Source organism: Demequina sediminicola, from assembly GCF_000975055.1.
GTDB lineage: Bacteria > Actinomycetota > Actinomycetes > Actinomycetales > Demequinaceae > Demequina > Demequina sediminicola.
The window spans coordinates 190,640-214,937 of record NZ_BBRB01000001.1; the positions used below are offsets into that span (position 1 = coordinate 190,640).

25 protein-coding genes and 1 riboswitch are annotated in these 24,298 nt (G+C 62.3%); of the genes, 6 read left to right on the forward strand and 19 right to left on the reverse strand.

Going from position 1 to position 24,298, the window contains the following annotated elements:
• Positions 1-17: 17 nt before the first annotated feature.
• Complete coding sequence (gene deoC / locus AOP79_RS00930) at positions 18-710, reverse strand: deoxyribose-phosphate aldolase (RefSeq protein ID WP_062069540.1); 693 nt, start codon at positions 708-710, stop codon at positions 18-20.
• A 144-nt stretch (positions 711-854) separates the two neighbouring features.
• A riboswitch (guanidine-III (ykkC-III) riboswitch) is annotated at positions 855-918 on the forward strand.
• Between the two features lie 9 nt (positions 919-927).
• On the opposite strand from deoC, the gene AOP79_RS00935 reads away from it, so the two are divergent.
• Positions 928-1,242, forward strand: a complete 315-nt coding sequence (locus tag AOP79_RS00935) for a DMT family transporter (protein ID WP_062069543.1) — start codon at positions 928-930, stop codon at positions 1,240-1,242.
• A gap of 135 nt (positions 1,243-1,377) precedes the next feature.
• Here AOP79_RS00935 and AOP79_RS00940 read toward each other — a convergent pair whose 3' ends face one another.
• The 9 genes from AOP79_RS00940 to AOP79_RS00980 form a co-directional block, all read right to left on the reverse strand.
• Complete coding sequence (locus tag AOP79_RS00940) at positions 1,378-2,445, reverse strand: adenosine deaminase (RefSeq protein ID WP_062069547.1); 1,068 nt, start codon at positions 2,443-2,445, stop codon at positions 1,378-1,380.
• A 74-nt stretch (positions 2,446-2,519) separates the two neighbouring features.
• On the reverse strand, positions 2,520-3,539 hold the full coding sequence (locus tag AOP79_RS00945; RefSeq protein WP_062069550.1) for a hypothetical protein: 1,020 nt from the start codon (positions 3,537-3,539) through the stop codon (positions 2,520-2,522).
• Positions 3,539-4,876 (reverse strand): thymidine phosphorylase, encoded by a 1,338-nt coding sequence (locus tag AOP79_RS00950; protein WP_062069553.1) that lies wholly within the window; start codon positions 4,874-4,876, stop codon positions 3,539-3,541. The genes AOP79_RS00945 and AOP79_RS00950 overlap by 1 nt, the downstream gene beginning before the upstream one ends.
• On the reverse strand, positions 4,873-5,274 hold the full coding sequence (locus AOP79_RS00955; protein WP_062069556.1) for a cytidine deaminase: 402 nt from the start codon (positions 5,272-5,274) through the stop codon (positions 4,873-4,875). The genes AOP79_RS00950 and AOP79_RS00955 overlap by 4 nt, the downstream gene beginning before the upstream one ends.
• Positions 5,275-5,282: 8 nt before the next feature.
• Positions 5,283-6,581, reverse strand: a complete 1,299-nt coding sequence (locus tag AOP79_RS00960; RefSeq protein ID WP_062069559.1) for an ABC transporter permease — start codon at positions 6,579-6,581, stop codon at positions 5,283-5,285.
• Complete coding sequence (locus AOP79_RS00965) at positions 6,578-7,810, reverse strand: ABC transporter permease (RefSeq protein WP_062069562.1); 1,233 nt, start codon at positions 7,808-7,810, stop codon at positions 6,578-6,580. The genes AOP79_RS00960 and AOP79_RS00965 overlap by 4 nt, the downstream gene beginning before the upstream one ends.
• Positions 7,807-9,327 (reverse strand): ABC transporter ATP-binding protein, encoded by a 1,521-nt coding sequence (locus AOP79_RS00970; RefSeq protein WP_062069565.1) that lies wholly within the window; start codon positions 9,325-9,327, stop codon positions 7,807-7,809. The genes AOP79_RS00965 and AOP79_RS00970 overlap by 4 nt, the downstream gene beginning before the upstream one ends.
• Positions 9,328-9,463: 136 nt before the next feature.
• Positions 9,464-10,534: a BMP family lipoprotein gene (locus AOP79_RS00975; protein WP_062069569.1), complete on the reverse strand. Its 1,071-nt coding sequence runs from the start codon at positions 10,532-10,534 to the stop codon at positions 9,464-9,466.
• Between the two features lie 264 nt (positions 10,535-10,798).
• Positions 10,799-11,881 carry a mannose-1-phosphate guanylyltransferase gene (locus tag AOP79_RS00980; RefSeq protein WP_062069573.1) on the reverse strand — a complete coding sequence of 361 codons (1,083 nt, stop codon included), beginning with the start codon at positions 11,879-11,881 and terminating at the stop codon, positions 10,799-10,801.
• 91 nt (positions 11,882-11,972) lie between these two features.
• Between AOP79_RS00980 and sdhC the strand changes: the two genes are divergently transcribed.
• The 4 genes from sdhC to AOP79_RS01000 are packed head-to-tail and all read left to right on the forward strand — an operon-like array spanning position 11,973 to position 15,312.
• Entirely contained in the window at positions 11,973-12,308 is a 336-nt protein-coding gene (gene sdhC, locus AOP79_RS00985; RefSeq protein ID WP_062069576.1) for a succinate dehydrogenase, cytochrome b556 subunit, read from the forward strand.
• Positions 12,308-12,757 (forward strand): succinate dehydrogenase, hydrophobic membrane anchor protein, encoded by a 450-nt coding sequence (gene sdhD, locus AOP79_RS00990; protein ID WP_062069578.1) that lies wholly within the window; start codon positions 12,308-12,310, stop codon positions 12,755-12,757. The genes sdhC and sdhD overlap by 1 nt, the downstream gene beginning before the upstream one ends.
• On the forward strand, positions 12,758-14,533 hold the full coding sequence (gene sdhA, locus AOP79_RS00995) for a succinate dehydrogenase flavoprotein subunit (RefSeq protein WP_062069580.1): 1,776 nt from the start codon (positions 12,758-12,760) through the stop codon (positions 14,531-14,533).
• Positions 14,534-14,544: 11 nt separating this feature from the next.
• Positions 14,545-15,312, forward strand: coding sequence for a succinate dehydrogenase iron-sulfur subunit (locus AOP79_RS01000; RefSeq protein WP_062069582.1), 768 nt, complete (start codon positions 14,545-14,547; stop codon positions 15,310-15,312).
• 114 nt (positions 15,313-15,426) lie between these two features.
• Here AOP79_RS01000 and AOP79_RS01005 read toward each other — a convergent pair whose 3' ends face one another.
• From AOP79_RS01005 to sigE, 6 genes are read right to left on the reverse strand one after another with little or no spacing between them, the layout of a single operon-like run.
• Entirely contained in the window at positions 15,427-16,554 is a 1,128-nt protein-coding gene (locus AOP79_RS01005; RefSeq protein ID WP_062069584.1) for a YihY/virulence factor BrkB family protein, read from the reverse strand.
• Between the two features lie 3 nt (positions 16,555-16,557).
• Positions 16,558-17,580, reverse strand: a complete 1,023-nt coding sequence (gene trpS / locus AOP79_RS01010) for a tryptophan--tRNA ligase (protein WP_062069586.1) — start codon at positions 17,578-17,580, stop codon at positions 16,558-16,560.
• A 38-nt stretch (positions 17,581-17,618) separates the two neighbouring features.
• Positions 17,619-18,059 (reverse strand): twin-arginine translocase TatA/TatE family subunit, encoded by a 441-nt coding sequence (locus tag AOP79_RS01015; RefSeq protein ID WP_082093254.1) that lies wholly within the window; start codon positions 18,057-18,059, stop codon positions 17,619-17,621.
• 37 nt (positions 18,060-18,096) lie between these two features.
• Positions 18,097-19,605 carry a S1C family serine protease gene (locus AOP79_RS01020; protein WP_062069588.1) on the reverse strand — a complete coding sequence of 503 codons (1,509 nt, stop codon included), beginning with the start codon at positions 19,603-19,605 and terminating at the stop codon, positions 18,097-18,099.
• A gap of 14 nt (positions 19,606-19,619) precedes the next feature.
• On the reverse strand, positions 19,620-20,465 hold the full coding sequence (locus tag AOP79_RS01025; RefSeq protein ID WP_062069591.1) for an anti-sigma factor family protein: 846 nt from the start codon (positions 20,463-20,465) through the stop codon (positions 19,620-19,622).
• Complete coding sequence (sigE, locus tag AOP79_RS01030) at positions 20,462-21,070, reverse strand: RNA polymerase sigma factor SigE (protein ID WP_082093255.1); 609 nt, start codon at positions 21,068-21,070, stop codon at positions 20,462-20,464. The genes AOP79_RS01025 and sigE overlap by 4 nt, the downstream gene beginning before the upstream one ends.
• Positions 21,071-21,199: 129 nt before the next feature.
• Here sigE and AOP79_RS01035 point away from each other — a divergent pair, with 129 nt between their 5' ends.
• Complete coding sequence (locus AOP79_RS01035; protein WP_062069593.1) at positions 21,200-21,832, forward strand: O-methyltransferase; 633 nt, start codon at positions 21,200-21,202, stop codon at positions 21,830-21,832.
• A 148-nt stretch (positions 21,833-21,980) separates the two neighbouring features.
• Here AOP79_RS01035 and AOP79_RS11490 read toward each other — a convergent pair whose 3' ends face one another.
• From AOP79_RS11490 to dapE, 3 genes are all read right to left on the reverse strand, one after another.
• The gene (locus tag AOP79_RS11490) at positions 21,981-22,148 is read right to left on the reverse strand and encodes a DUF3117 domain-containing protein (protein WP_082093256.1); all 168 of its coding nucleotides are present in this window, start codon (positions 22,146-22,148) and stop codon (positions 21,981-21,983) included.
• Positions 22,149-22,271: 123 nt separating this feature from the next.
• The gene (locus tag AOP79_RS01040; RefSeq protein ID WP_062069595.1) at positions 22,272-23,045 is read right to left on the reverse strand and encodes an LOG family protein; all 774 of its coding nucleotides are present in this window, start codon (positions 23,043-23,045) and stop codon (positions 22,272-22,274) included.
• Positions 23,046-23,137: 92 nt separating this feature from the next.
• Positions 23,138-24,232, reverse strand: coding sequence for a succinyl-diaminopimelate desuccinylase (dapE, locus tag AOP79_RS01045; RefSeq protein WP_062069597.1), 1,095 nt, complete (start codon positions 24,230-24,232; stop codon positions 23,138-23,140).
• Positions 24,233-24,298: the final 66 nt, after the last annotated feature.

Genomic DNA, 24,298 nt, shown 5'->3' on the forward strand with positions numbered 1-24,298 from the left:
TTCACGCATGGTGCGAGTCAGTACCCGCCGTCGCCGGCATCGTCCGTCTGCACGCCGTCGAGGCCGTCGAGGACTCCCCGAGTTCCCGACAGGCCCAAGCGGCTGGCGCCAGCGTTGATCATGGCGATCGCGTCATCGGCAGTCCGCACTCCGCCTGAGGCCTTGACCCCAAGCGCATCACCTACGGTTTCGCGCATCAGTCGCACAGCGTGCTCGCTTGCGCCACCCGCCGGGTGAAAGCCCGTCGACGTCTTCACAAAGTCCGCGCCCGCATCCGCTGCGGCACGGCACGCGCCCACAATGGCCTCGTCGCTTAGTGCCGCAGACTCGATGATGACCTTGAGAATCTTGCCCTCGGGCACTGCCGCACGAACTGCAGCGATGTCCTTCTGGACGTCCTCGAAGCGAGACTCGATGGCGGCCGCAACATCGATGACCATATCCACCTCGTCAGCACCCTGAGCTACGCTCAGCGCGGCCTCAGCGGCTTTGATCTGCGAGTGGTGCTTGCCCGAAGGGAAGCCGCAGACAGTGGCAACAGCCAGGCCCTCGGGAACCTCGACGGGCAGCATGGAGGGCGACACACAGATCGAGAAAGCCCCAAGTTCGTGGGCCTCGGCGATGAGCGCGTCGACATCCGCCGGAGTCGCTTCGGGCTTCAACAACGTGTGGTCAACGTAGCTGGCCAGGCTGGCGCGGGACAAAGTCATGAGTGACGCTCCTCTGAGTACGGAATAGGTGCCGCTGCGGCAACAGCGGTGCTACCCACCAGCCTACGTCGGCTTAGCCCGTCACGCGCCGCGCACCACCCAGAACATGACTTGAACCTTCATACCAAGCGTGCGATCATTCCAGCAGAGCCCCCATCGGCTCCCGGACGAGGGTGACGTACCCGGCAACGCGACAAGACGTCACACGGGAGTTCTCATGCCGTGGCTCATTCTCATTCTTTCTGGTGTCCTCGAAGCCGTGTGGGCAACAGCCCTTTCGCGTAGTGAAGGCTTTTCACGCCTCTGGCCCAGCGTCGTCTTTCTGGTGGCGCTCACGCTCAGCATGGCCGGGCTCGCCTGGTCGCTGAAGTACCTTCCCGTGGGCACGGCCTACGCGGTCTGGGTCGGCATCGGCGCAGCGCTCACCACTGGCTGGGCCATGTCTACTGGCGCTGAGCCATTCTCCATCGTCAGGGTTCTCCTCATCCTGGGCATTGTCGGCTGCGTCGCAGGACTCAAGGTGACGTCGTAAACCTGCCGCCTGGCCGTAAGCCCGCTCGGCGTCAGCGCAGGCTCGGATCGCTTCAGACAACGCACAACGCCCGCCCGTCGCGACCGGCAACGAGCCGGAAAGCGAAGGGCGGGCGTTGGTGTCTGCGGTGAGGAACTACAGCTCGATGCCGTAGGCCTCCAGAATCATTTCAGCGAGGTCACCACGGTCCTGGTAAGGCAGGAAGACGCCCCAGGCAGCACTCAACGTGGCCTCAAGCAAGTCGTCCTTGGTCCAGCCGTTGTCGACCAGTGCCTTGTACTCGCCGCTCATCGACACGCCGGACACCAGACGGTTGTCAGTGTTGATGGTCACCGCAAAGCCCAAGTCGCGCAGCGTGTGGATGGGGTGCTCCTCCACCGACTTCGCGGCACCCGTCTGCACGTTGGAGGTCGGGCAGCATTCGAGGGGGATCTGCAGGTCGAGAGCGTGCTGAGCGATGTGTCCCAGGTTGGGCTCGTCCGAATCGAAGTCCTCGATGTCCTCCCAGATCCGCACACCGTGACCGATGCGACGGGCACCCTGGACCAGCGCATCCGAGACCGAGGCAGCGCCGTCGGCTTCGCCCGCGTGAATAGTGACGGGCAGGTGGTTCTCACGCAGGTAGGCAAACGCCTCGGCGTGGTTCGCGGGCGGGAAACCCAACTCCGGGCCAGCAATGTCGAAGCCCACACAGCAGCGCTCACGGTTAGCAACAGCCAGTTGCGCGACCTCAAGGGAGCGGTCCAGGTGGCGCATGGCGTCCAAGAGTGCGGCAGCGCGGATCACGCGGCCGCTTTCGACGGCCTCCGCAACGCCCTCGTCGATGCCAGCCTGAACGGCTTCAACGACCTGCTGCATGCTCAACCCACCAGCGACGTGCTGCTCGGGGGCGTAGCGCAGTTCCGCGTAGATGACGCCGTCATCAGCGAGGTCGACCACGGCCTCGCGGGCCACGCGACGCAGGTTGTCCTCGGTCTGCATCACAGCGGTGGTGTGCGCGAATGCTTCGAGGTACTTCACGAGGTCGCCTGAGTTGGCGTTCTCCGCGAAAATCTTGGCAAGCTCATCCGGGTTCGTTGAGGGCAGTTCGTGCCCAATCTCTCCGGCGAGTTCAATCAAAGTAGTGGGCCGCAGGCCTCCATCGAGGTGATCGTGGAGAACAACCTTGGGCAGGGCAACGATGTCGTCATAGGTAAGACTCATTGTTCAAGGTTACCTGCGCATCGGCTCTCCCGCGGGCAGAGCCCCTCGAGCTGCCCACCGGAGCCCGGCTGCTACTACGAACGGTGGCGGCGTTGGCGCGGCAACACCATCCAGCACACTCGGGTCCACTGCCCCAGTGCGGGCTCCTTGGGTCCGCCGCCCACCATCCGCTCGGCGGTCAAAGGCAACGAGCGTCCTGTGCCAGGTTCATAGACCCGGTAGCCGCCTTCGATGCGCCCCGTGAGGAGCACGACGTGGCGAGGGACTGCCTGGCTCCATCCGCCTGCACTGTCGCCTCCGGTGTACATCGGCACCGGAATGCCGTCACGGAGTGCGGCCGATGCATGTGACATCGCAGCGTCCATCATTGCCGGATCGGTGTCATCGATCACAGCACCACGGAACTTGACGCCAGCAAAGCGAGTGGCGTTGTCGAGTCGCCAGGGCGGCGTCCCCAGCGATGTGGGCCACGGTGCGATTCCCAGTCCCCTCGACGTCGCGGAGCGGTGCAGGACCCGCTGCAATGCGGCCCAGCGCCCGTCGATCGTGCGAGGGTTCTCTTCTTCAACCGTGACGGCCAACGCTTCAGCTGGCAAGTGGTCACCGAACACGCGCCCAGTCATGACCCACGCGGCAACGAGCGGGTCACCCATCATGAGCATCATGGCCATCACGGCAGCGCCACAGGTGGTCTCATCGATCTGGGTCGCCTTCACTGACCCCAAGCGCACAGCGCCGATGCCGGTACCGGCGGGGGCGCGAATCACGTCTTTGGCGCTCTCGGAGAGTTTTTCCCACGAGGCAGCCAGTGACGCCACCGCAGTCACAGTCGCACCGGCAGCAAAAGCCCTTTCAAGGACATCTGCGTCGGTCACCATCTCTGAGCGCGCGGCTTCAAGAGCCTTGCGGTCTGCACTCGAGCATTCCGCAAGTCGACGCGTATAAGCCCTGGCAAAGACAGTGTCGCCCTCGCGCCGTGGGCCACGTTGGGCAAGTCCGGCAGCGTGCGACGCCGCGTAGGGCTTAGCCCACGAACCGCGAAGTCCGAGGGCGCCGGCTGTACGCGCCGCGAGCGATGTCAGAGTCCAAGCCACTAGGACACAGTACCCACAGACGTCGTTCCAAGAGTCTCCATCACGATGCGACGTTCCGGAGCAGAGTCCGCAATCTCGATGGCGCCAGCACCATCGCATGCCTCCGCGATGGCTTCGAGTCCACGAGGCATACGGCCTTCAGTCTCAGTGTGCAGCGTGAGGATCGGTTCGCCCTTACGCACGGTATCGCCCACGGTCCGATGCACCGTCACACCGGCCGATGCTTGGATCGGGTCTCCCTGACGGGCCCGTCCCGCACCAAGTCGCCACGCGGCCACTCCAGTACCGAGTGCGTCGAGGCGGCTCACCACACCATCGCGTTCTGCGAGCACCTGATGCTGATGGGGCGCCTCAGGCATCGGCGCATCTGCATCTCCACCCTGAGCCTCGATCATGCGGCGCCAGGCGTCCATGGCACGCCCGTCCTGCAATGCCTCAGCAGGGTCAACGTCTGTCACGCCTGCCCCCGCGAGCATCTCCCTCGCCAGGGCGACAGTAAGCTCAACCACGTCGGCCGGACCGCCGCCAGCCAGGACTTCCACCGACTCAGTGACTTCGAGGCCATTGCCGATGGCAAGACCCAGCGGGGTGGACATGTCGGTCAACAGCGCGGAAGTCTTGACGCCAGCGTCCGTGCCCAACTTGACCATGGTGTCCGCAAGTTCACGCGCCATGTCGATGTCCTTCATGAAGGCACCCGAACCGACCTTGACGTCGAGCACCAGAACACCTGTGCCCTCGGCGATCTTCTTGGACATGATCGAGGAGGCAATGAGCGGAATCGCCTCAACGGTGCCCGTCACGTCACGCAGCGCATACAGTTTCTTGTCCGCGGGGGCCAAACCAGAACCGGCCGCGCAAATCACTGCGCCCACATCGCGCAACTGATCCATCATCTGCTCATTGCTCATCGATGCCTGCCACCCAGGGATGGACTCGAGCTTGTCCAGAGTGCCGCCTGTGTGTCCGAGACCGCGCCCAGACAACTGAGGGACAGCCACGCCATAGACAGCCACCAGGGGTGCCAGCGGCAAGGTGATCTTGTCACCCACTCCCCCGGTCGAGTGCTTGTCAGCTGTCGGCATGCCCAGACCAGAGAAATCCAGGCGTTCACCCGTGTTGATCATCGCGTGCGTCCACCGAGCAATCTCTTCACGCGTCATACCGCGCTGCAAAATCGCCATCGCCAACGAACTCATCTGCTCATCTGCAACCACGCCACGGGTGTACGCGTCAATGACCCAATCAATCTGCGGGTCGCTCAGCACTCCACCATCACGCTTAGTGCGGATAACATCCACAGCATCGTGGGCCTCTGTCTTGGTCGAATCGCTCACGTGACCTTCTCCAAATCCTCGGGCCCGAACGCGCCGGGCAACATCTGATCCATGGTGACCACACCATCGGCCGTTTCCAGCAGCAGGCCGCGCCCGCCATGTTCAAAGAGCAACTGACGGCAACGCCCACACGGAGCCAAGATGTCGCCGTTCGCATCCACGCAGGTGAACGCGACGAGGCGTGACCCCATTCCGTCGGTATGCAACTTCGACACCAGCGCGCACTCGGCACACAACGTCAAGCCGTAACTGGCGTTCTCCACGTTGGCACCCACCACCACCTCACCGGTGTCGGTGAGCGCAGCCACGCCTACGGGAAACTTCGAATACGGGACGTAGGCACGCGCCGACGCCTCGACGGCAGCAGCACGCAATCCGTCCCAATCAACCTCGGGCATCGGCCCTCCTACTTCTTGTAGGGAATGTTCTCCGCAGCAGGTGCCCGTGAGTGACCCACGAGACCGGCCACAGCAAGGATGGTGGCGAGGTACGGCGTCATGGCCAAGAACTCGGACGGGATGTCCGAGCCGATGATGCCAAGTTGCACGCGAAGCGCATCGGCGAAACCGAAGAGCAACGCAGCCACCAGCGCACCGCGCGGACTCCAGCGGCCAAGGATCATCGCAGCAAGGGCGATATAGCCCTTACCGGCCGACATGTTGTTACCGAACGCCAACCCCGAAGCCACCGTAAAGAACGCACCACCAAGGCCAGCAACCGCGCCGCCCAGAATGGTATTGCGCAGGCGAGTGCGGTTGACCTTGATTCCCACGGTGTCAGCAGCCTTGGGGTGTTCACCAACGGCCCGTACTCGCAGGCCCCAGCGGGACTTGAACAGCATGATCTGCGTCACGATCACGGTGACGTACAGGATGTAGACCAACAGGTTCTGTTGGAACAAGACCGGACCAATGATCGGGATGCTCGAGAGCACAGGAATGTCGATGCTCTGCATGTTGAGCGACTGGTTCAGGTTCGGGTTGTCCGACATCACGGTGTTGAAGAAGAATCCTGTCAGTCCCAACACCAGCAGGTTCAGCACCACACCGACAACGATCTGATCGACCCAGTACTTGGTGGCAAAGACCGCCAGAATCGCACCCACGGCAGCACCTGCAAGAGGCGCCACGACCATACCGATGTACGCATTGCCTGCCATGGATCCCACAAGGGCCGCGAGGAACGCACCAGCGAGCAGCTGGCCCTCAATGGCGATGTTCACAATTCCGGACCGCTCGCAAATGGTTCCCGCAAGAGCACCAAAGACCAGCGGCACAGCGAGGAACAGCGAACTCGTCAAAAGGCTCGTGAACTGGATACTGGTGTTGTCGCGGCCCGCACCCGCAGTCGTCAGCAGTGCGCCGATGATGGCGATGCCGTACACCACAGGGAGCCAGATTCCCGGCTTGCGGTGATTGGTCGCCAGCACCAATGAGTACACCGCCAGAAGCAGTGCGATGACAGTCAACACAATGACGGCCATCAGCGATGGCACGGTGAGATCAGGAATCGTGAAGAAGTCCGAATTCTTCGCAAACGAGAACGTCGTCTCCGTGTCCGAACTGGTGAAGAACCCCAGCCCCACCAGAGCCACGAGGGCAATCACACCCAGGGCAATCGGCCCCTTGTACGAGCGCGGCCTCTTGCGACCTTCACCCGACTCGGGGTGTGCGAGTGCATCTGGTTCTACGACTGGGGCGCTCATGCTGCCACCACCTTCTCGTGAGCAGGGACAGGCAAGCGGAACATCGTTCTGACCAGAGGCGGAGCAGCGATGAACAACACCACCAGCGCCTGGATGACAAAGATGATGTCAGGGCGAAGGTCCGCCTGCGTCTGTAGCGTCGGCCCAGCGGCCTGAAGCCCGCCAAAGAGGATCGCTGCGAAGACAGTTCCGACCGGTCGCGACCTGCCCAGCAATGCCACCGTAATGGCGTCGAAGCCCACCGTGCCGCCCGTAGCGTCGGTCAACGCCTTCTCAGTTCCAAGCACAAAGGTGGATCCCGCCAGACCCGCGAGCGCACCGGCGATGGTCATCACCAAGATGGTGGTCTTGGTGACGCTCATTCCAGCGGTGCGGGCGGCGCGGGCGTTCGCGCCTGCAGCACGAATCTCGAAGCCAAGCGTGGAGCGCTCCATGAGCCACCAGACGCCCCACGCACACACGAGTGCGAGTACAAAACCCCAGTGAAGGTTGAAGTTACCCCCAAGCAACAGCGGGTATTGGGCGCTGGTCTCCACAAGGGGGGACTTTGGATTGCTCTGAACGTCATTGACCTTGAACGCGTCGAGGCTGAGGAGCCAGGCCACGAGGTTGAGCGCGATGTAGTTGAGCATGATCGTCACGATCACCTCATGTGCACCGGTCTTTGCCTTCAAGATTCCGGGGATGAAGCCCCAGATCGCACCGCCGACGGCACAACCAAGGATGGCAAGCACCAGGTGTAGCGGGAACGGCAAGTCCCATGCGAAACCAATGTAGGCACCGAGGGTCGCACCAATGAGCAGCTGACCCTGAGCACCAATGTTGAACATTCCGGCGCGGAAACCAATGCCGAGTCCCAGGCCCGCGAAGATCAGCGGGGTCGCTTGGGTCAGCGTCTGGGTGAATGGCCTGATAGTTCCGGCGAAAGTCGACGAGTCCAGGTTGACGACTGCACCCTGGAAGATTGCTGAGTAGACGGACCACAGCGCATCCCACGCCGCCTTGAAGAAGTCAGCTGGCTGTGCGAAGAAGTACTTGGCGGCATCCTGAACGGCGGGGTCCACGATGATGACCAACAGTCCGGCGATGAGGAGGGCCGCCAGGATTGCCATCGCGACAACGAGTCCTGAGCTCTCAACGACGTGGCGCCATGCGGTGCCCCAATCGCGGCGAGGGGCTTCAGGCTCGGGAGCCTCGGGGGGAGTCTGAGTGACGGGTTGTTCGCTCATGCCACTTCCTCCTTGCTGTGAGCTCCGGCCATCATGAGGCCCAGAGTGTCGCGGTCAGTGTCAGGTGAAACGATGTCGACGATCTTGCCGTGATACATCACGGCAATGCGGTCTGCGAGTGCATACACCTCGTCGAGTTCCGAGCTCACCACAAGAACGGCCACGCCCTTGTCTCGCTCTTCGATGATGCGCTTGTGGACAAACTCGATTGAGCCGACATCTAGGCCGCGGGTGGGCTGGGACGCGATCAGGAGTTTCAGGTCGCGGGAGAGTTCACGAGCGAGCACCACTTTTTGTTGGTTACCGCCTGAGAGCGAGCCCGTCAGCGCATCGATCGACGTGGTGCGCACGTCAAAGTTCTCCACTTGTGTGTCTGCGTTCTCACGCAACACACTGGGCTGAAGCGAACCGCGCTTGGAGTAGGGTGCCCGGTCGTAGAGGTCCAGGATCAGATTGTTGATGATCGTGAAGTCCGCCACCACACCGTCTTCGGTGCGGTCTTCCGGGACGAAGCCGACGCCCGCGTCGAGCACACTACGGATGGAGCGTCCGGTGAGTCGCTCACCATCGAGCGTGACACTTCCGGCATCGGTCTTGGTCAGTCCGAGAATGGCCTCTGCGAGCTCTGTCTGCCCGTTGCCTTGCACACCGGCAACCGCGAGTACCTCGCCCGCACGCAACTCAAAGCTCACGTTGTCGAGCAACGTGATGTCCGTCTCTTCATCCACGACGGAAAGTCCGTCGACGGTCAGGGCCGCGTCACCGGGCTCAGCGGGTTCCTTGTCGACAGCCATAGAGACGCTGCGGCCCACCATGAGAGACGCAAGTTCCTCTTGGGAATCGGACGGGGATGCGGTGCCGACAACTTTGCCGCGACGGATCACAGTGATGTCATCTGCGATGGCCTTGACCTCGCGGAGCTTGTGGGTAATCAACACCACAGCCGTACCGGAGTCGCGCAGCTGACCCACGATTTCTAGGAGTTCGTCGGTTTCCTGGGGCGTGAGCACTGCAGTGGGCTCGTCCAGGATGAGCACCTTGGCGTCGCGAGAGAGCGCCTTGATGATCTCGACACGCTGTTGCGCGCCTACGGAGAGGTCCTCGATGATCGCGTCTGGGTCGATGTGGAAGCCAAAGCGCTCAGACAGCTCCTTGACCTTGTCGCGAGCTGCATCGAGGTTGAGCAGCTTGGCGGGGCCTTTCACGTCCTCGTGCCCGAGCATCAGGGACTCAGCGACGGTGAAGACCGGTACGAGCATGAAGTGCTGGTGCACCATGCCAATTCCCGCGTCCATGGCGTCACCTGGGTCGGAGAACACCGTGGGTTCCCCGTCGAGGAGAATTTGGCCGCCATCCGCGTCATAAAGACCGAACAGCACGTTCATCAATGTGGATTTACCAGCGCCGTTTTCGCCCAGCAAAGCATGCACTTTACCTGGGGAGACCACTAGGTCGATGGCGTCATTGGCGGTGAAGTCACCAAACTTCTTGGTGATTCCCTGAAGCTCCAGTTTCACGCGAGGATCCTCTCAGCGGTGCACCCGTCTTTGGGTGCTCTTCAGTCAAGCACGAGGGGCGCGCCGCGTCTACGCGGCACGCCCCTCGTGTCGTCTCAGGGGTGTACCCCTTGGTACTGCTTTTTACTCTTTATCTTTACTCTGCTCCGGATGCTTCGATGTCACCCGCGATGATGCCTGCGGTGATCTCATCGAGTGCCGCAAGGGTGTCGTCGCCGACGGTGCCTTCTGCGAAGTCCGAGACGCCAACGCCCTCGTTCTCCAGGTTTCCGAGGTAAGCGTCGGTCGAGAAGCCGGAGTTCACGGTCTCGTCGATGGTGTCGAACACTGCGTTTGCGATGTTCTTCAGCACCGAGGTGAACACGATGTCCGAGTACTCAGGAGCGGTCTCGGTCCAGTCGGAGTCAACGCCGACGAGCCACGAGTTGCCAGCGGACTGGATCGCCGAGGCGGCACCCAGGCCCACAGGGCCGGCGACGGGCATGACGATGTCTGCACCCTGGTCGAGGAAGCCCTGCGTGATGTTCTGACCCTGCGTCTGGTCGTCGAAGCCACCGGAGAAGGAGTTGAGGCCCAGAACCTGGACGTCGCCTTCCATCTCCTGGTTGTAGTACTCAACGCCGGCTGCGTAGCCCTCCATGAAGATGGTGACCGAAGGGATCTCGAGGCCACCGAAGGTGCCGACCGTGCCGGTCTGCGTTGCCGATGCAGCTGCGTAGCCAGCAAGGAACGCAGCCTCGTCGGTCTCGAAGGTGATGGGCTTGATGTTCGGTGCGTCGATCTCGCCGTCAAAGTCGTTGTCGGCGAGGTCATCGATGATCGCGTAGTGAACGTCTGGGTTGGCAAGAGCCGAGTCAACGGTGGCCTGGCTCAGCAGGAAGCCCACGGTGATGATGAGGTCACAGCCAGCTGCCACCTGAGCCTCGAGGTTCGGGCCGAAGTCCGATTCGGAGTTCGACTCTGCGGTCACAATCTCGATGCCGAGTTCACTCTCAGCACGAGTGAGGCCCTCGTATGCGGACTGGTTGAAGGACTTGTCATCGAATCCACCGGCATCCGAAACCATGCATGCCGTGAAGTCGACTGATTCTGCTGCAGCCTCAGTTTCGCCGCCCGCAGTGCTCTCTTCTTCGGGCGCGGTACCGCATGCCGCCAGCACCAGCGCGGACGCTGCCGCTACTGCACCAAAGCGAATTGTGTTGCGCATCTGTTGCTTCCTCACGTGTCGTGGTTGCCTGTTGGGTACGCCAGGCACATTGCGTTAGTCACAATGCTACGCAGTACCACGTACTGCCTCGCGCTGGAACAGGTCTGGTACGGCAACGTTTCGGTATCAATCCGCTACTCGGAGTACCGCATATCTCCCCTCCCCACCCCCGCCAAATGGCTCCATTTGCCGGTTTTGAGGCCACAAGACTGGCAAATGGAGCCATTTCGCAAACAGGGGACAGGGGTGAGTGGCCGCTCGCGGTTAGAGCGACACGTCCTTCACTTTCTGAGCCTGTGCCCGCGTCGTGACCAGGATCGCTTCCTCCGTCTCGACCACCACAGCGTCGTCGATTCCGACGACCGCCACAGGCTTGGTGCCGCCGATCACCACGGCGCCATCGGCCGCCACCGCGTCCACGGCAGCGTCACGTCCCATCGTGATCGTGCCCGAGGCATCGGCCGTCAACAGTTGAGCAAGTGAGTCAAAATCGCCCACGTCGTGCCAGGCGAAACTCCCCGGGACCGTCGCCACTCCCCCAGCGGCCGCGACCGGTTCAGCAATAGCGTGGTCGATCGCAATCTTGGTCAACGTAGGCCACACCCGCTCCACGACAGTGTCGCGATCCGCGCTATCCCAGGCGGCCGCGATCTCTCGCACACCTGCTTCCAGAGTGGGCTGCAACCGAGCCAAGTGCCCCAACAGCACCGACGTCGACACCACGAACATGCCCGCATTCCACGTGTATCCACCGGCGGTCAACATCCGCGCCGCCGTGGCCTCATCAGGCTTCTCAGTAAACGCTTCGACAGCGAACGCCCCTGGCGCATCGGCTAGCGCCTGCCCAGCCTTGATGTACCCAAATGCACTCGACGGACCCGTGGGTGCAATGCCGAGTGTCACCACCTTGCCTGTGCGCGCGGCCTCGACGGCAGTCCGCACCGTGGTGCGGAACTCCTCGCCGTCCGGAATCACATGGTCCGCGGCAAAGGACCCCATGATCCGCTCGCCGTGGCGTTGCTCAATCACCGCAGCAGCAAGAGCGATCGCCGCCATCGAGTCGCGCGGAGAGGGCTCGGTCAAGAGAGCCGATGCTGGGAGGCTGGGGACCTGCTGAGCGACGGCATCGGCGTGCCGCACTCCCGTGACGACCAGTGTGGACTCTGTCAGTGGGGCGAGCCGGGCCACCGTCTCCTGGATCAGGGTCCGCCCGGTTCCCAGCAAATCGATGAGGAACTTGGGCCGATGCGGCTGAGAAAGTGGCCACAAACGGGAACCCACCCCTCCGGCAGGCACGACGGCCACGAAGTCATCAATGGGGTTTCTACCGTTGTCCAAGGAAGTCATGGCACCACATTAGGATGGACGGCAAGACACCAAGGAATTCGAAGGAGAGTCCGTGTCACCAGCGCCCACCCTCTACCGAGGAGCAGAGGGGATGTGGATGTGGGTTGTGCACCGCACAACCGGCGTCGCCATCTTCTTCTTCCTCATGGTCCACGTTCTCGATACCGCATTGGTTCGAGTGTCCCCCGAGGCCTACAACGATGTGATCGGTCACTACAAGACCCCGCTCTACACCTTCATTGAAGCGGGCCTCGTCGCCGCCATCGCCCTCCACGCGCTTAACGGTCTGCGCGTCATCGCCGTCGACAGGTCGACATGGGCGTTGCGCCACCAGAAGCAGTTGGTGTGGGCGGTGTGGATCGGCTTTGCGATCATCATGCTCGGCTTCCTTCCCCGCCACCTCATGCACGCGTTTGGTGGTGCGTAATGGCTCCGGCACCTGAACTGAAGGCCCCCAAGAAGGGCATCAGCCACTCGACGTTGGGACGCACGCAGCGGTGGTCCTGGATCTTCCAACGCGTTTCGGGCGTAGCCCTGATTCTGCTGATCACGATCCACCTGACCGTCAACCTCATCATGGGCGACGGCATCAACCAGATCGACTTCGCCTTCGTTGCGGGCAAGCTGGCCAACCCGTTCTGGCAGTGGTTCGACTTCGTGATGTTGGTCCTTGCCATGGTCCACGGCTCCAACGGCATGCGCATGATCATCGATGACTACGCACGCACCAAGTGGATGCACGCAACCCTGCAATGGGCGCTACGCATCGCGACCGTGGTGATCATCGTTCTTGGCACCCTGGTGCTCTTCACCTTTGACCCCTGCCCAGCGGGCGCAGACGCGTCCCTTCTTCCTAGTTTCTGCGAGGGAATCTAAATGGCAACCGAGCACGATTTTGACGTCGTTATCGTGGGCGCCGGTGGCGCTGGCATGCGTGCCGCGCTGGAAAGCTCACAGCGCGCCAAGACGGCCGTGATCACCAAGCTCTACCCCACGCGTTCGCACACCGGTGCAGCGCAGGGCGGCATGGCAGCAGCGCTCGCCAACGTCGAGGACGACAACGCCGAATGGCACACCTTCGACACCGTCAAAGGTGGCGACTACTTGGTGGACCAAGACGCCGCAGAGATCCTGTGCAACGAGGCCATCGACGCGGTCCTGGACCTCGAGAAGATGGGGCTGCCGTTCAACCGCACCCCCGACGGCACTGTTGACCAGCGTCGCTTTGGTGGCCACACGCGTAATCACGGCGAGGCTGCGGTGCGCCGCGCCTGCTACGCCGCAGACCGCACCGGCCACATGATTCTGCAGACCCTCTACCAACAGTGCATCAAGCAGGAAGTGGAGTTCTTCAACGAGTTCTACGTTCTGGACTTGATCCTCGACGGCGACCCCCAGGCTGCCGGCGAAGATGGCGAAGTCGCTGCAGCGGGTGTCGTGGCGTACTCGCTGGCAACCGGCGAGATTCACACCTTCCGCGCCAAGTCAGTGGTGTTTGCCACCGGTGGCGCAGGCAAGGTCTTCAAGACCACGTCGAACGCTCACACCCTGACCGGTGACGGCATGGGCATCGCGCTCCGTGCAGGCCTGCCGCTGGAGGACATGGAGTTCTTCCAGTTCCACCCCACAGGCCTCGCTGGCTTGGGCATCCTGCTGTCTGAGGCTGCACGTGGTGAGGGCGGAATCCTCCGTAACTCCGAGGGCGAACGCTTCATGGAGCGTTACGCCCCGACCATCAAGGACTTGGCTCCTCGTGACATGGTCGCGCGCGCCATGGCCAACGAAGTGCGCGAGGGCCGCGGTTGTGGCCCCAACAAGGACTACGTGCTGCTAGACCTCACGCACCTCGAGCCCAAGCACATTGACGAGAAGCTCCCCGACATCACCGAATTCGCACGCACTTACCTGGGCGTCGAGCCTTACACCGAACCTGTGCCGGTGTTCCCGACGGCGCACTACGCCATGGGCGGCATCCCCACCAACGTTCAGGGTGAAGTCCTGCGCGACAACACCCACGTCGTCAAGGGCCTCTATGCGGCCGGCGAATGCGCCTGCGTGTCGGTGCACGGCGCCAACCGCCTCGGCACCAACTCACTGCTCGACATCAACGTCTTTGGGCGCCGCGCGGGCATCGCCGCAGCGGAGTATGCAAATGCCACCGAGACGACGCCGGAGCTCCCGGCCGATGCCGCGGCACGCCTCGAGAACACGGTGGCCCACCTGCGGAACACCGTAGGTGGCGAAGGCACGGAGCGCATCGCGCAGATCCGCAAGGAACTGCAGGAAACCATGGACCGCAACGTCCAGGTGTTCCGCACCGAAGAGTCACTTGCCGAGGCCCACGGCATCGTCAAGGACCTTCAGAAGCGCTACGAGAACATCGCGATCCACGACCGTGGCACGCGCTTCAACACCGACCTCCTGGAAGCCATTGAACTGGCCTTCCTGCTGGAGTTGGCGGAAGTCGTGGTGCTCGGTGCCGAGGCTCGCAAGGAGTCGCGCGGTGGTCACTACCGTGAGGACTACCCCACGCGTGACGACGAGAACTTCATGCAGCACACCATGGCGTACAAGCGTGCCGATGGCACGGTGGACCTGGACTGGAAGCCCGTGGTGATCACGAAGTACCAGCCCATGGAACGTAAGTACTAGGAGGGACCGACATGACTGCGACAGCTGAGAAGCCTGCGGAGGTGGGCGCTATCCCCACCATGACGGTCACGCTGAAGATCATGCGTCACGACCCCGACGGTTTGGACGGACGCGAGCCCGGCACCGACTACTGGGAAGAGTTCCAGGTCGAGGCACACGCCACCGACCGCGTCCTCGACGCCCTGCACAAGATCAAGTGGGAGCAGGACGGCACACTTGCGTTCCGTCGTTCCTGTGCACACGGTGTGTGCGGTTCTGATGCGATGCGCATCAACGCCCGCAACCGCCTTGCCTGCAAGACGCTCCTCAAGGATCTCAACCCCGCCAAGCCCATCCAGGTGGAGCCCATCAAGGGTCTTCCCGTGGAGAAGGACCTGATCGTGGACATGGAGCCATTCTTCGCCTCCTACCGCGAGATCATGCCGTTCCTGATGACCTCGGGCCCCACCCCGGAGCGCGAGCGCCTTCAATCGCCAGAGGACCGTCAGCGCTTTGATGACACGACCAAGTGCATCATGTGTGCTGCCTGCACCACGAGCTGCCCCGTGTTCTGGACCGACGGACAGTACTTTGGTCCACAAGCCATCGTGGGCGCACACCGCTTCATCTTCGACTCACGCGACGAAGGCGAATGGGACCGTCTGGAAATCCTCAACGACAAGGCCGGTGTGTGGAAGTGCCGCACGGCTTTCAACTGCACCGAGGCTTGCCCCCGTGGCATCGAGGTCACCAAGGCCATCTCCGAGGTCAAGCACGCACTCAACACTGGTGAGATCTAAAGATCCGATGCGGTGACCGTACCTCGCGAGAGGTGCGCACCCCCACACAGAAGCCGCGGGCGAGACACAGAAGCCGCGGGCGAGAGGGTCAACCTCTTGCCCGCGGCTTTTTAACTATGAGCCGCGTTGCCGCTCCGTGGCCCGCGCGGTCGTCACTGAACCCTTGTCCCGGCGCGACGTGGGCTCGGCTGGCTGAGTGGGGATCAACTGCGTGTCAAGAATCTTGTCCTCGGGAAGCGTGCCTAGCCAGGCGGCAACGAACAACATGATTTTGGCCACCCAATCCGCAAAGATCAGGATGGTCAGCACCGCAGCGAACGATCCCAGCACCGGGTTATCGCCCACGCCGCCGACCACAAACGACACTCCCTGACGGAGGATGCCAATCGCGATGGCACCAGCAATGAGCGCGATGAACAGTTCCTTCTTGGCGCCGCGGTAGCGCCCCAATACCACCATCGCCAATGCCAAGAAGGCCATGTCGACGAGGACACCCACAAGCAGTGCTGGCCCGCGGATAATCCATTGCGAAGCGACCTCGCCTGGAATCCAGCTCGCCAAGACCTCTGCAAACTGCGAGGCAAGCACCTGCACAGCCATGCCCACGACAACAATCACACCAATGGCCAGCAGGGCGCCAAAATCACGCAACTTGCCCTGGACAGGCGCGTTGCGCTCCTTACCCAGCATGGTGCGCGTACCGACGCGGACAGCAGTGAGATAACGCGCGGCCGTATTGAAGAGAATCAAGAAGGAGACCACACCCACCACACCCGTGATGGTCTGTGGCTGGATGGCTCCGGGATCGATGAGTCCACCGGTATCACCGCTGTCATCCTTGACTACCCCCGGAATGGTGTCGTCAATGAACGAGTAGAACGTGTCATTCCAGTTCTCGTTGAACTGCACCATGAAGCTGGAGATTGTCACACCGATGACGAGGGCCGCTGACAGTGCGGTCAGGGAGAAGTACGCCATGCCTCCGGCGAGGACATTCGAGTTGCCCTCAGCCGCACGAGTGAGCATCTTTCCGAGATGGGTCCCGTCAAAGCGCTTCTTCTTCGCTTTGGCATCCGCAATCGCCGCTTTGGTCTTATCGATGGCACCTGAGCCTTCAAGTGATTGGCGGCTCCGCCGGACAGTCTTGGACCCGTCGAACGCGTCACGCATAGACCTACGCTCGGGCGACTGGGCTTCGCCGGCCGTGCCGTCGGTGGACCTGGATTCGTCGGTGTCTGCCATCGGCTACCCCTGCAGTTGTGGTGCGATGAGGCCTACGCGGTCGTAGAGACGTTCAAGCGTGGGACGGGCCATGCCGCGGGCCTTGCTGGCACCGTCCGCGAGCACCCCGTCCAACTTGTCAGGTGACTCGATCCAGTCCATTGCACGCTCGTGGACAGGCGTCAGATACTCCACCACGACATCGGCGAGGTCGACCTTGAGGTGGCCATACATTTTGCCTTCGTATTCGGCGACGATGTCCTCGACCGTTCGCCCGGTGAGCGCCGAATAGATTGTCAGAAGGTTCGATACGCCGGGCTTCTCTTCCCGGTCGAACGACACCACCGTGCCGGAATCCGTCGCAGCTGACTTGATGTTCTTCGCGACCTTCTTGGGGTCATCGAGGATCTCGATCAAACCCTTCGGGCTTGAGAAAGACTTGGACATCTTCCTCGTCGGATCCTGGAGGTCATAGATCTTCGCAGTCTCCTTGACGATGTGCGGTTCAGGGACCACGACGGAGCCATCTCCGAGCCGGGTGTTCAGACGCTCTGCGAGGTCTCGGGAGAGTTCAAGGTGTTGACGCTGATCTTCACCCACGGGCACCACATTGGTGTCGTAAAGGAGAATGTCAGCGGCCATCAGCACTGGATAGGTGAACAGCCCGACGTTAGTACCGGACTCCCCCACCTTTGCCGACTTGTCCTTGAACTGCGTCATGCGGCCGGCCTCGCCCATGCCAGTGAACGTCGACAGCAACCACGCAAGTTGAGTGTGCTCAGCCACATGCGACTGCACAAACACCGTGGAGCGCTCGGGGTCGACTCCCGCAGCGAGGAACTGCGCGGCCGTGCGGCGTGTGCGTTCTCGAAGTACAGCGGGGTCAGGCGCAACAGTCAACGCGTGCAGGTCAACCACGCCGTAGATCGCGTCATGCGTGTCCTGAAGCTTGACCCACTCCACCAGTGCACCCAAATAGTTGCCGAGCTGGAGGGAATCAGACGTCGGCTGCATGGCCGAAAACACGCGAGGCTTCATGCGCGCCATTATTGCGCACGCACCCAACGTGGCGAAACCGCTGGTGCCTAGGTCGCCTCGTCGTCGAACGGAGCTACGGCAGTCTCGGCGGGACCTGTCGGAGGCCCGTGCGACGCCGCGCCACCTGACGTCGCGCCGCCTGAAACGGCACCTTCCGCAACAGCAGCACTCGACAGCGCGCTAGACGCCGCCGCGGTGGTGGCAGTGCCCGAGGCCGCCGCCGTCGCGGAGCGTGAAGCGGCCGGGGGTTCCGCTAGCGCTTCCTTCACGATCCTGCGCGGGTCGTACTGGCGAGGGTCGAGCTGCTTCCAGTCCACGTCGTCTCCGACCTCAGACTTCAGCGACTCCTTGCCCTCGTTGACCATGTCGCGCCCACGCACAATCCACTCACGGAACTGACGGGCGTATTCGGGCATACGCTCGGGGCCGATCACGAGAATCGCGACCAGCACAATGATGAGGAGTTCTCCTCCATTGATGCCCAACACAGTTCTATTGTGCCGCCTTATCCCAACTGCGCAGTGCCTACCCCTGCTGAGCGTCGAGCGTCGCGGAGGAAGCCAAGGTCACCGTGATGTCCTCTTGCTCGCCATCGCGGAGCACAGTGAGGACGACGTCGTCGCCGGGTGACTGTGCACGGATTGCCACCACGAGTTCATCGACCTGAGTGATGGGACGCCCGTCGATTGCCGTGATGACGTCTCCAGGTTCGATGCCAGCTTCCGCTGCTGGCAGGCCCGGGGTCACACCCTCCGCATCGTCCACGACCTTGACGCCCTCGCCTACATAGCGACGGTCAAGCTGGACGCCGATGAGCGGATAGGTAGCCTCGCCAGTTTCGATCAGCTCGTTGGCAGTCCGCTCCGCCTGGTTGGACGGAATGGCGAAACCCAGACCGATGGAACCCGTGCTGTCAACACTGTCGGAGAGCGTGGCAATCGCCGAGTTCACACCGATGACCTCGCCGTTGGCATTCAGCAGCGGGCCACCAGAGTTTCCAGGGTTGATTGCGGCATCGGTTTGAATCGCGTCGATGAACGCGAACCCATCCGTATTGTCTCCGGCAGTCACCGGTCGGTGCATGGCAGAGACGATTCCCGTGGTTACCGTGGCCTGCAGACCCAGCGGAGACCCCACGGCGATAGCGTCGTCACCGACGACGACCTCATCCGAGTCCGCGAAGGCGAGAGGAGTGAGGCCTTCGAGGTCAACCTGAAGCACCGCAAGGTCGTAGTCGCTCGTGGCACCCACCAGATCTGCGGGATACTCCGATCCATCCGAGAAGATCACCGTGATGTCATCGGCCCCTTCCACGACGTGGTTGTTCGTCATGATGTAGCCGTCTTCACGAATGACGAACCCTGAACCTGTGGACCCACCCACCGAACTGATGCTTGCCTCGATAGACACCGTCGACGGCATCACTTCAGCAGCCACTGCCGCAACCGATCCCTCAGGACGATCAACCGGCTCGGAAGTTGCAGTAGCGATGGTGGCCTCGGCCCCATCGCCGTACTCATCCCACGCCCACGAGCCCAACACCCCGCCACCTAGGCCCAAGAGCAGTGCTCCGGCGGTGATGCCGGCGACGGCACCCTTACCGACTTTTCCGCGCTTCTCCTTCGCAGGCTTGGCGCCAGCTGCTGGGTCTGACGGGGGCGTGCCGTATGCGGCACCGTCATACGCTGGCGCAGCGGTCGAGAACGTTCCGTCGGGCCGCACTGCTGCGGGGTCGTGAGGGGCCATAGCCGACTGTGCGGGGACCTGGTGAGCGGCGCCATAGGGCGTGGCGGTTGGCCGCTCAGCCGCAGCCTGCTGCTGAGGCGCGGGCTGCTGCTGGATGGGGTACTCAAGCTTCTCGGTGTCGTACTGCGGCCCAGCCGGCGCGCCGGTGGGAGGCGTAGGCGGCACCGCATCGGCAACGGGCGACGCTGCGCTTGGCGGCGTTGTCGACTCGGCAGAATCGTGGTCCGCGTTCACATCAGGACGCTTTCCCTCAGGGTCGCTCGGGGAGGCGAATGGGTTGTCAGACATGATGCTCCTTGAGGTCAGTCCCCTGCGACGGTTGCCGCAATGCGCTGCGCGCCTTGTCCAAGTCGCGCAAAGAATCCAGGGGGTTCAGCGGAAGGAAAACTCGAAGCGGCTGCCTCGAGGGTAGAACGACTACATTCACATGCCGCAGAGATGACGATATCGCCGGTCTGCCAGATGTAGTGGAGTGGGTTCTCACCCACCTGGTACGCAGTGGCCTTGCCCAACTGCACGCTGGGAAGATCCTCAATAGACCCGTCGAGTGACCCGTGCTGCTCCGTCACGACGATGAGATCCGAGCCTGCCAGCACCTGTGCGGCCAAAATGTTGCTGCCGTCGGCCCGCTTCAGTACACGTGCCTCGATGGGGACCAAGTCGGCCTCTTCCCAGTCGGGGTGTGCCCAGGCCGCAAGCGAATCACCTGTACGCATGGAACTCGACGAGATAAAAGAGACCCCGCCGTCGGCGGTGCCAGACTCGGCTCCATCTGCGAACGCTAGTTCTACTTCATGCGGTGCACCAGCGGCGTAGCACGCCACTACCCCCGACGAGACGAGCATGAAGACCAACATCATCACCAGCATCGGCCGTTGTCCCTGGCCCGCAGCGGCGCGGACCTGAGCTTTACTCTCGTGCTGCGCGATCTCTGCCATGCGTTGCCGATCCAACAACTGTTGAGTGAAGCGCATGTCAATGCCAGCATCGGCCGTCTTCAACGCCTCGCGAGCGTCTCGCAACTCTTCCCAGCGGGTGCGGCAGTCCTCGCACGACTCCAGGTGAGCCATGGCGTCAGTGGTCGCTTCTCGACTCAAACGGTTGTCAAGAAGGTCGTGGACCGAATCGCCTAGGTGCTTATCACTCACACGCCACCTCGCACCGGCGCACGGTGGGCCAACGACCCACGGAGCTTCGCGCGGGCGCGAGACAGTCGAGACCGGACAGTTCCCATCTTGATGCCAAGGGTGGCAGCAATTTCCTCATACGACAGACCTTCAATATCGCTCAGCACTACTGCAGCGCGGTACTCAGGGGGAAGGTCTGCCAAGGCGGCGATGATGTCATCGCCTAGATGGGACATGTCAAAGGCGTCCTCGGGCTGTCCCGAACGCTCGTGGCGATCGAAACTGTCCGACGTGGCAACGGCAACATCATCTTCGGCCATGAAGTCGAAGCGGATGCGCTTTTTGCGACGCATGCGGTCAAGGAACAAATTGGTCGTAATGCGGTGAAGCCATCCCTCAAACGTTCCCGGCTTGAACTGGGACAACGAGTTGAAGACGCGGATGAAAACATCCTGCGTCAGGTCCTCAGCATCGTGCTGATTTCCTGTGAGGTGATAGGCCAATCGGTATACCCGGCCAGAGTGGTCCTCGACGATGCGTTCCCACGTCAATTCTGGTGGGAGCGTCGGGGTCGCGGAAGTAAGGCTCTCACTTTGTGATTGAGTCACACTTTGTGTCTGAGTCATCTCAGTTACCTTCCTCCACACCACGTCCAACGGATACCAATAACTTCATGTTCCCACGCAATCCTGGGAGTTTGCTGAGACAAACGTCCCTCGCACCGGACTACGATGCAAGGGTTGAAGGAGGCTGCCATGAGTACAGAGGCCGCAAACTGGGCATACAGCGAGGACTTCCTGCCGGAGGACCGGGTATTGCTCACGGCACGAGACATCGCCGACGAGCTCGGGTGCATTCCCGTTCTGCCCGGCGCAGGGCAAGCGCTTCAGCTCCTCACCCAAGCTTCTGGCACCCGCTCGGCTGTCGAAATCGGCACCGGAGCAGGCGTGTCACTCGTCTACCTCCTCAGGGGTATGACCCAGGGTGGCGTTGTCACCACCATCGATGTCGAGCCCGAACACCACAAAGCCGCGCGCAAGACCCTTGCGGCAGCGGGCTTCACTCCTGAGCGAGCCCGCATGATCACTGGACGTGCACTCGACGTCCTCCCACGCCTCACCGACGGCGGCTATGACCTTGTCTTGATCGATGCTCGCAAGGTCGAATACCCCCAGTACCTCGAACAGGCGCTCAGGCTCGTGCGCATCGGCGGAATGATCGCGATCGACAACTCCCTGTGGCACGGTCGCGTTCCCGACCCCGCGCAACGCGACCAGGAAACCACCGCGATCCGCACCACCTTGAAGCACATCCGCGAAAACGAATCACTCACGACAGTCCTGTTGCCATCTGGGGACGGCCTGCTCGTGGCCATCCGCAACGCCTAGGCCACTCACGGGCAATTGCGGGGTAGGCACCGCCATCGGGGTTGACGAGATCGCAGTGCCGTCGGGAGCGAAGGTCGCCGACCATTGGATATGACAACGGCCGCGCCCCCAATGGAGCGCGGCCGTCGCGAAGGTATTGAATTAAGCGTTACTGCAAGGCGCCTGCGAGTGCATCGCGTAGCGACGCAACCTCGTCAGCGTTCACCTCAACGACGAGGCGTCCACCGCCTTCAAGCGGCACTCGCATCACATACCCGCGACCCTCCTTTACGACCTCCATGGGGCCGTCGCCGGTACGGGGCTTCATCGCAGCCATATGTGTATCTCCTCGGAAGTTCGCGTGGCCACGCTTCGCGCGGCGCTGGGAACTATTCTACGATGCCGGGCGTATTCCCCAAAACCCCGGTCGAAGTTCTTGAGGGCGTGTCTCCCGGCACCCCTACATCGGTTCGGCACGCGGTGGGCTCGACGGTGCCTCGGGCCCCGTACCTTCACCCCGCGAGTACTCCGCCACAATCCGGATTGCCTCTTCGATGTCGTCGGTCACGTGGAACAAGTCGAGGTCAGTGGCTGCCGCTTTCCCGTCTGCGACGACGGACTCGCGCAGCCAGTCCACCAAGCCATCCCAATACTTGTGACCAACGAGGACCACAGGGAACTTCGTGATCGTCCTGGTCTGCACCAGCGTGAGCGACTCAAAAAGTTCGTCCATCGTTCCAAAGCCGCCAGGCAACACGATGAAGCCCTGGGCATACTTCACGAACATCGTCTTGCGCACAAAGAAGTAGCGGAAGTTGATACCGAGATTCACGTACTGGTTGACACCCTGCTCGAAGGGCAGTTCGATTCCCAACCCCACGGAGACTCCCCCGGCATCGTGTGCGCCTTTGTTGGCCGCCTCCATGACGCCAGGGCCGCCACCTGTAATGACTGCGAACCCCTCCTCCACAAGCCGGCGGCCCACCGTTTCACCTTGCTGATAGTCGTGAGCATCGTGCTTGGTGCGCGCGGAGCCAAACACCGAGATCGCGGGACCAAGCTCAGCGAGCGCCCCGAAACCCTCCACAAACTCCGACTGAATCCTGAGCACACGCCACGGGTCCCCGTGCAACCAATCGGCGTGCTCCTGCCCTCCAAGGAGGCGTCCCGATGTTGATGTCTGGGGGATGTTCTGTCCGCGCAACAGGACCGGGCCCTTGCGGTACTCACTCATGGTGTCCTCCTCGGTTGTGGCCGCTAGGCCGTTTCTCGATGTGGCTTGGTGACAGCGCGGGGGTGTGGGTGACGACGGCGGTTACCCCACCGCTATGCGGTGAGCCAACGCTCCAGACCCGCCCGGCACGCATGGATTTCGCTCACGGAGCAGTGCTCGTCGTCCGCGTGCGCAAGTTCCGGATTCCCTGGCCCGTAATTGACAGCGGGGATGCCCATCTCGCCAAAGCGGGACACATCGGTCCAGCCCTCCTTGGCACGCGGGTCGCCTCCACCAGCCTCGCGCACAGACTCTGCGAACGACTGAGCAAGAGGCGCCTCAAGACCAGGCCGGCACGCGGCAGACTCATCGGTCCACACCACCGTGTGCTCACTGTGAAGGGCATCGGCGACGACCTGCTCAACATGCGCCTTGGCCTCGTGGAGAGACTTGTCCGGCGCAAACCGATAGTTCACCGTCACCGTCGCGGCATCTGGAATGACGTTGCCGGCAATGCCACCGCGAACACCCACGGCGTTGAGCCCCTCACGGTAGTCCAGCCCGTCAACGGACACCGTGGCGGGCCGATAGCCCGACAGCGCGCTCAAGACGGGCGTCAACCCATGAATAGCGTTGATCCCCTTCCACGCACGCGCACTATGGGCAGCCTTGCCCGGCACAGTGATCTCCGCACGAATGGTGCCGTTACAGCCACCCTCGATGGCAGCAGACGTAGGCTCACACAGCACAGCGAAATCTGCGTGGAACAACTCAGGATGCTTGCGCACCAGACGGCCCAGGCCGTTCTTAGTCGCCTCAACTTCCTCGTGGTCATAAAAGACCCAAGTGATGTCTCGCGCGGGCTCATCCAGCTGCGCAGCAAGCGACAGCATCACAGCCACGCCAGCCTTCATATCGACGCTGCCGCGACCCCACAACACCGCACCGTCGTCATCAAAACGGCTCGGCACGTTGTCCTTAATCGGCACAGTGTCCAAGTGGCCCGCAATGATGACCCGCTCCGCGGCCCCCGACTCCGTCCGCGCGACCATCGCGTCTCCGTCACGAGTCACGTTCAGGTGACGCAACCCCACGAGTGCTCTCTCAACGGCATCGGCGATGGTGTGCTCACCTCCCGATACCGAAGGGATGTCGATCAGATCCGCTGCCAGCTGGTCAACAGGAACGGTGAGGTCAAGATCAGCCATACCGCCAGCGTAGCCGCGCACATCTGCCGGATGCTCTCGCGGCGCGCCAAGGCAGGTCCCGCACCT

What these genes read in the sequence shown, in the direction of transcription:
- trpS (WP_062069586.1), bottom strand. Translation starts at nt 17,580, where the DNA reads ATGGCGCGCATGAAGCCTCGCGTGTTTTCGGCCATGCAGCCGACGTCT.
- AOP79_RS00935 (WP_062069543.1), top strand. Translation starts at nt 928, where the DNA reads ATGCCGTGGCTCATTCTCATTCTTTCTGGTGTCCTCGAAGCCGTGTGG.
- dapE (WP_062069597.1), bottom strand. Translation starts at nt 24,232, where the DNA reads ATGGCTGATCTTGACCTCACCGTTCCTGTTGACCAGCTGGCAGCGGAT.
- AOP79_RS00980 (WP_062069573.1), bottom strand. Translation starts at nt 11,881, where the DNA reads ATGACTTCCTTGGACAACGGTAGAAACCCCATTGATGACTTCGTGGCC.
- deoC (WP_062069540.1), bottom strand. Translation starts at nt 710, where the DNA reads ATGACTTTGTCCCGCGCCAGCCTGGCCAGCTACGTTGACCACACGTTG.
- AOP79_RS00940 (WP_062069547.1), bottom strand. Translation starts at nt 2,445, where the DNA reads ATGAGTCTTACCTATGACGACATCGTTGCCCTGCCCAAGGTTGTTCTC.
- sdhD (WP_062069578.1), top strand. Translation starts at nt 12,308, where the DNA reads ATGGCTCCGGCACCTGAACTGAAGGCCCCCAAGAAGGGCATCAGCCAC.
- AOP79_RS00975 (WP_062069569.1), bottom strand. Translation starts at nt 10,534, where the DNA reads ATGCGCAACACAATTCGCTTTGGTGCAGTAGCGGCAGCGTCCGCGCTG.
- sdhA (WP_062069580.1), top strand. Translation starts at nt 12,758, where the DNA reads ATGGCAACCGAGCACGATTTTGACGTCGTTATCGTGGGCGCCGGTGGC.
- AOP79_RS01020 (WP_062069588.1), bottom strand. Translation starts at nt 19,605, where the DNA reads ATGTCTGACAACCCATTCGCCTCCCCGAGCGACCCTGAGGGAAAGCGT.
- AOP79_RS00965 (WP_062069562.1), bottom strand. Translation starts at nt 7,810, where the DNA reads ATGAGCGAACAACCCGTCACTCAGACTCCCCCCGAGGCTCCCGAGCCT.
- sigE (WP_082093255.1), bottom strand. Translation starts at nt 21,070, where the DNA reads ATGACTCAGACACAAAGTGTGACTCAATCACAAAGTGAGAGCCTTACT.
- AOP79_RS01005 (WP_062069584.1), bottom strand. Translation starts at nt 16,554, where the DNA reads ATGGCAGACACCGACGAATCCAGGTCCACCGACGGCACGGCCGGCGAA.
- sdhC (WP_062069576.1), top strand. Translation starts at nt 11,973, where the DNA reads ATGTGGATGTGGGTTGTGCACCGCACAACCGGCGTCGCCATCTTCTTC.
- AOP79_RS01040 (WP_062069595.1), bottom strand. Translation starts at nt 23,045, where the DNA reads ATGAGTGAGTACCGCAAGGGCCCGGTCCTGTTGCGCGGACAGAACATC.
- AOP79_RS00960 (WP_062069559.1), bottom strand. Translation starts at nt 6,581, where the DNA reads ATGAGCGCCCCAGTCGTAGAACCAGATGCACTCGCACACCCCGAGTCG.
- AOP79_RS01000 (WP_062069582.1), top strand. Translation starts at nt 14,545, where the DNA reads ATGACTGCGACAGCTGAGAAGCCTGCGGAGGTGGGCGCTATCCCCACC.
- AOP79_RS01035 (WP_062069593.1), top strand. Translation starts at nt 21,200, where the DNA reads ATGAGTACAGAGGCCGCAAACTGGGCATACAGCGAGGACTTCCTGCCG.
- AOP79_RS00955 (WP_062069556.1), bottom strand. Translation starts at nt 5,274, where the DNA reads ATGCCCGAGGTTGATTGGGACGGATTGCGTGCTGCTGCCGTCGAGGCG.
- AOP79_RS11490 (WP_082093256.1), bottom strand. Translation starts at nt 22,148, where the DNA reads ATGGCTGCGATGAAGCCCCGTACCGGCGACGGCCCCATGGAGGTCGTA.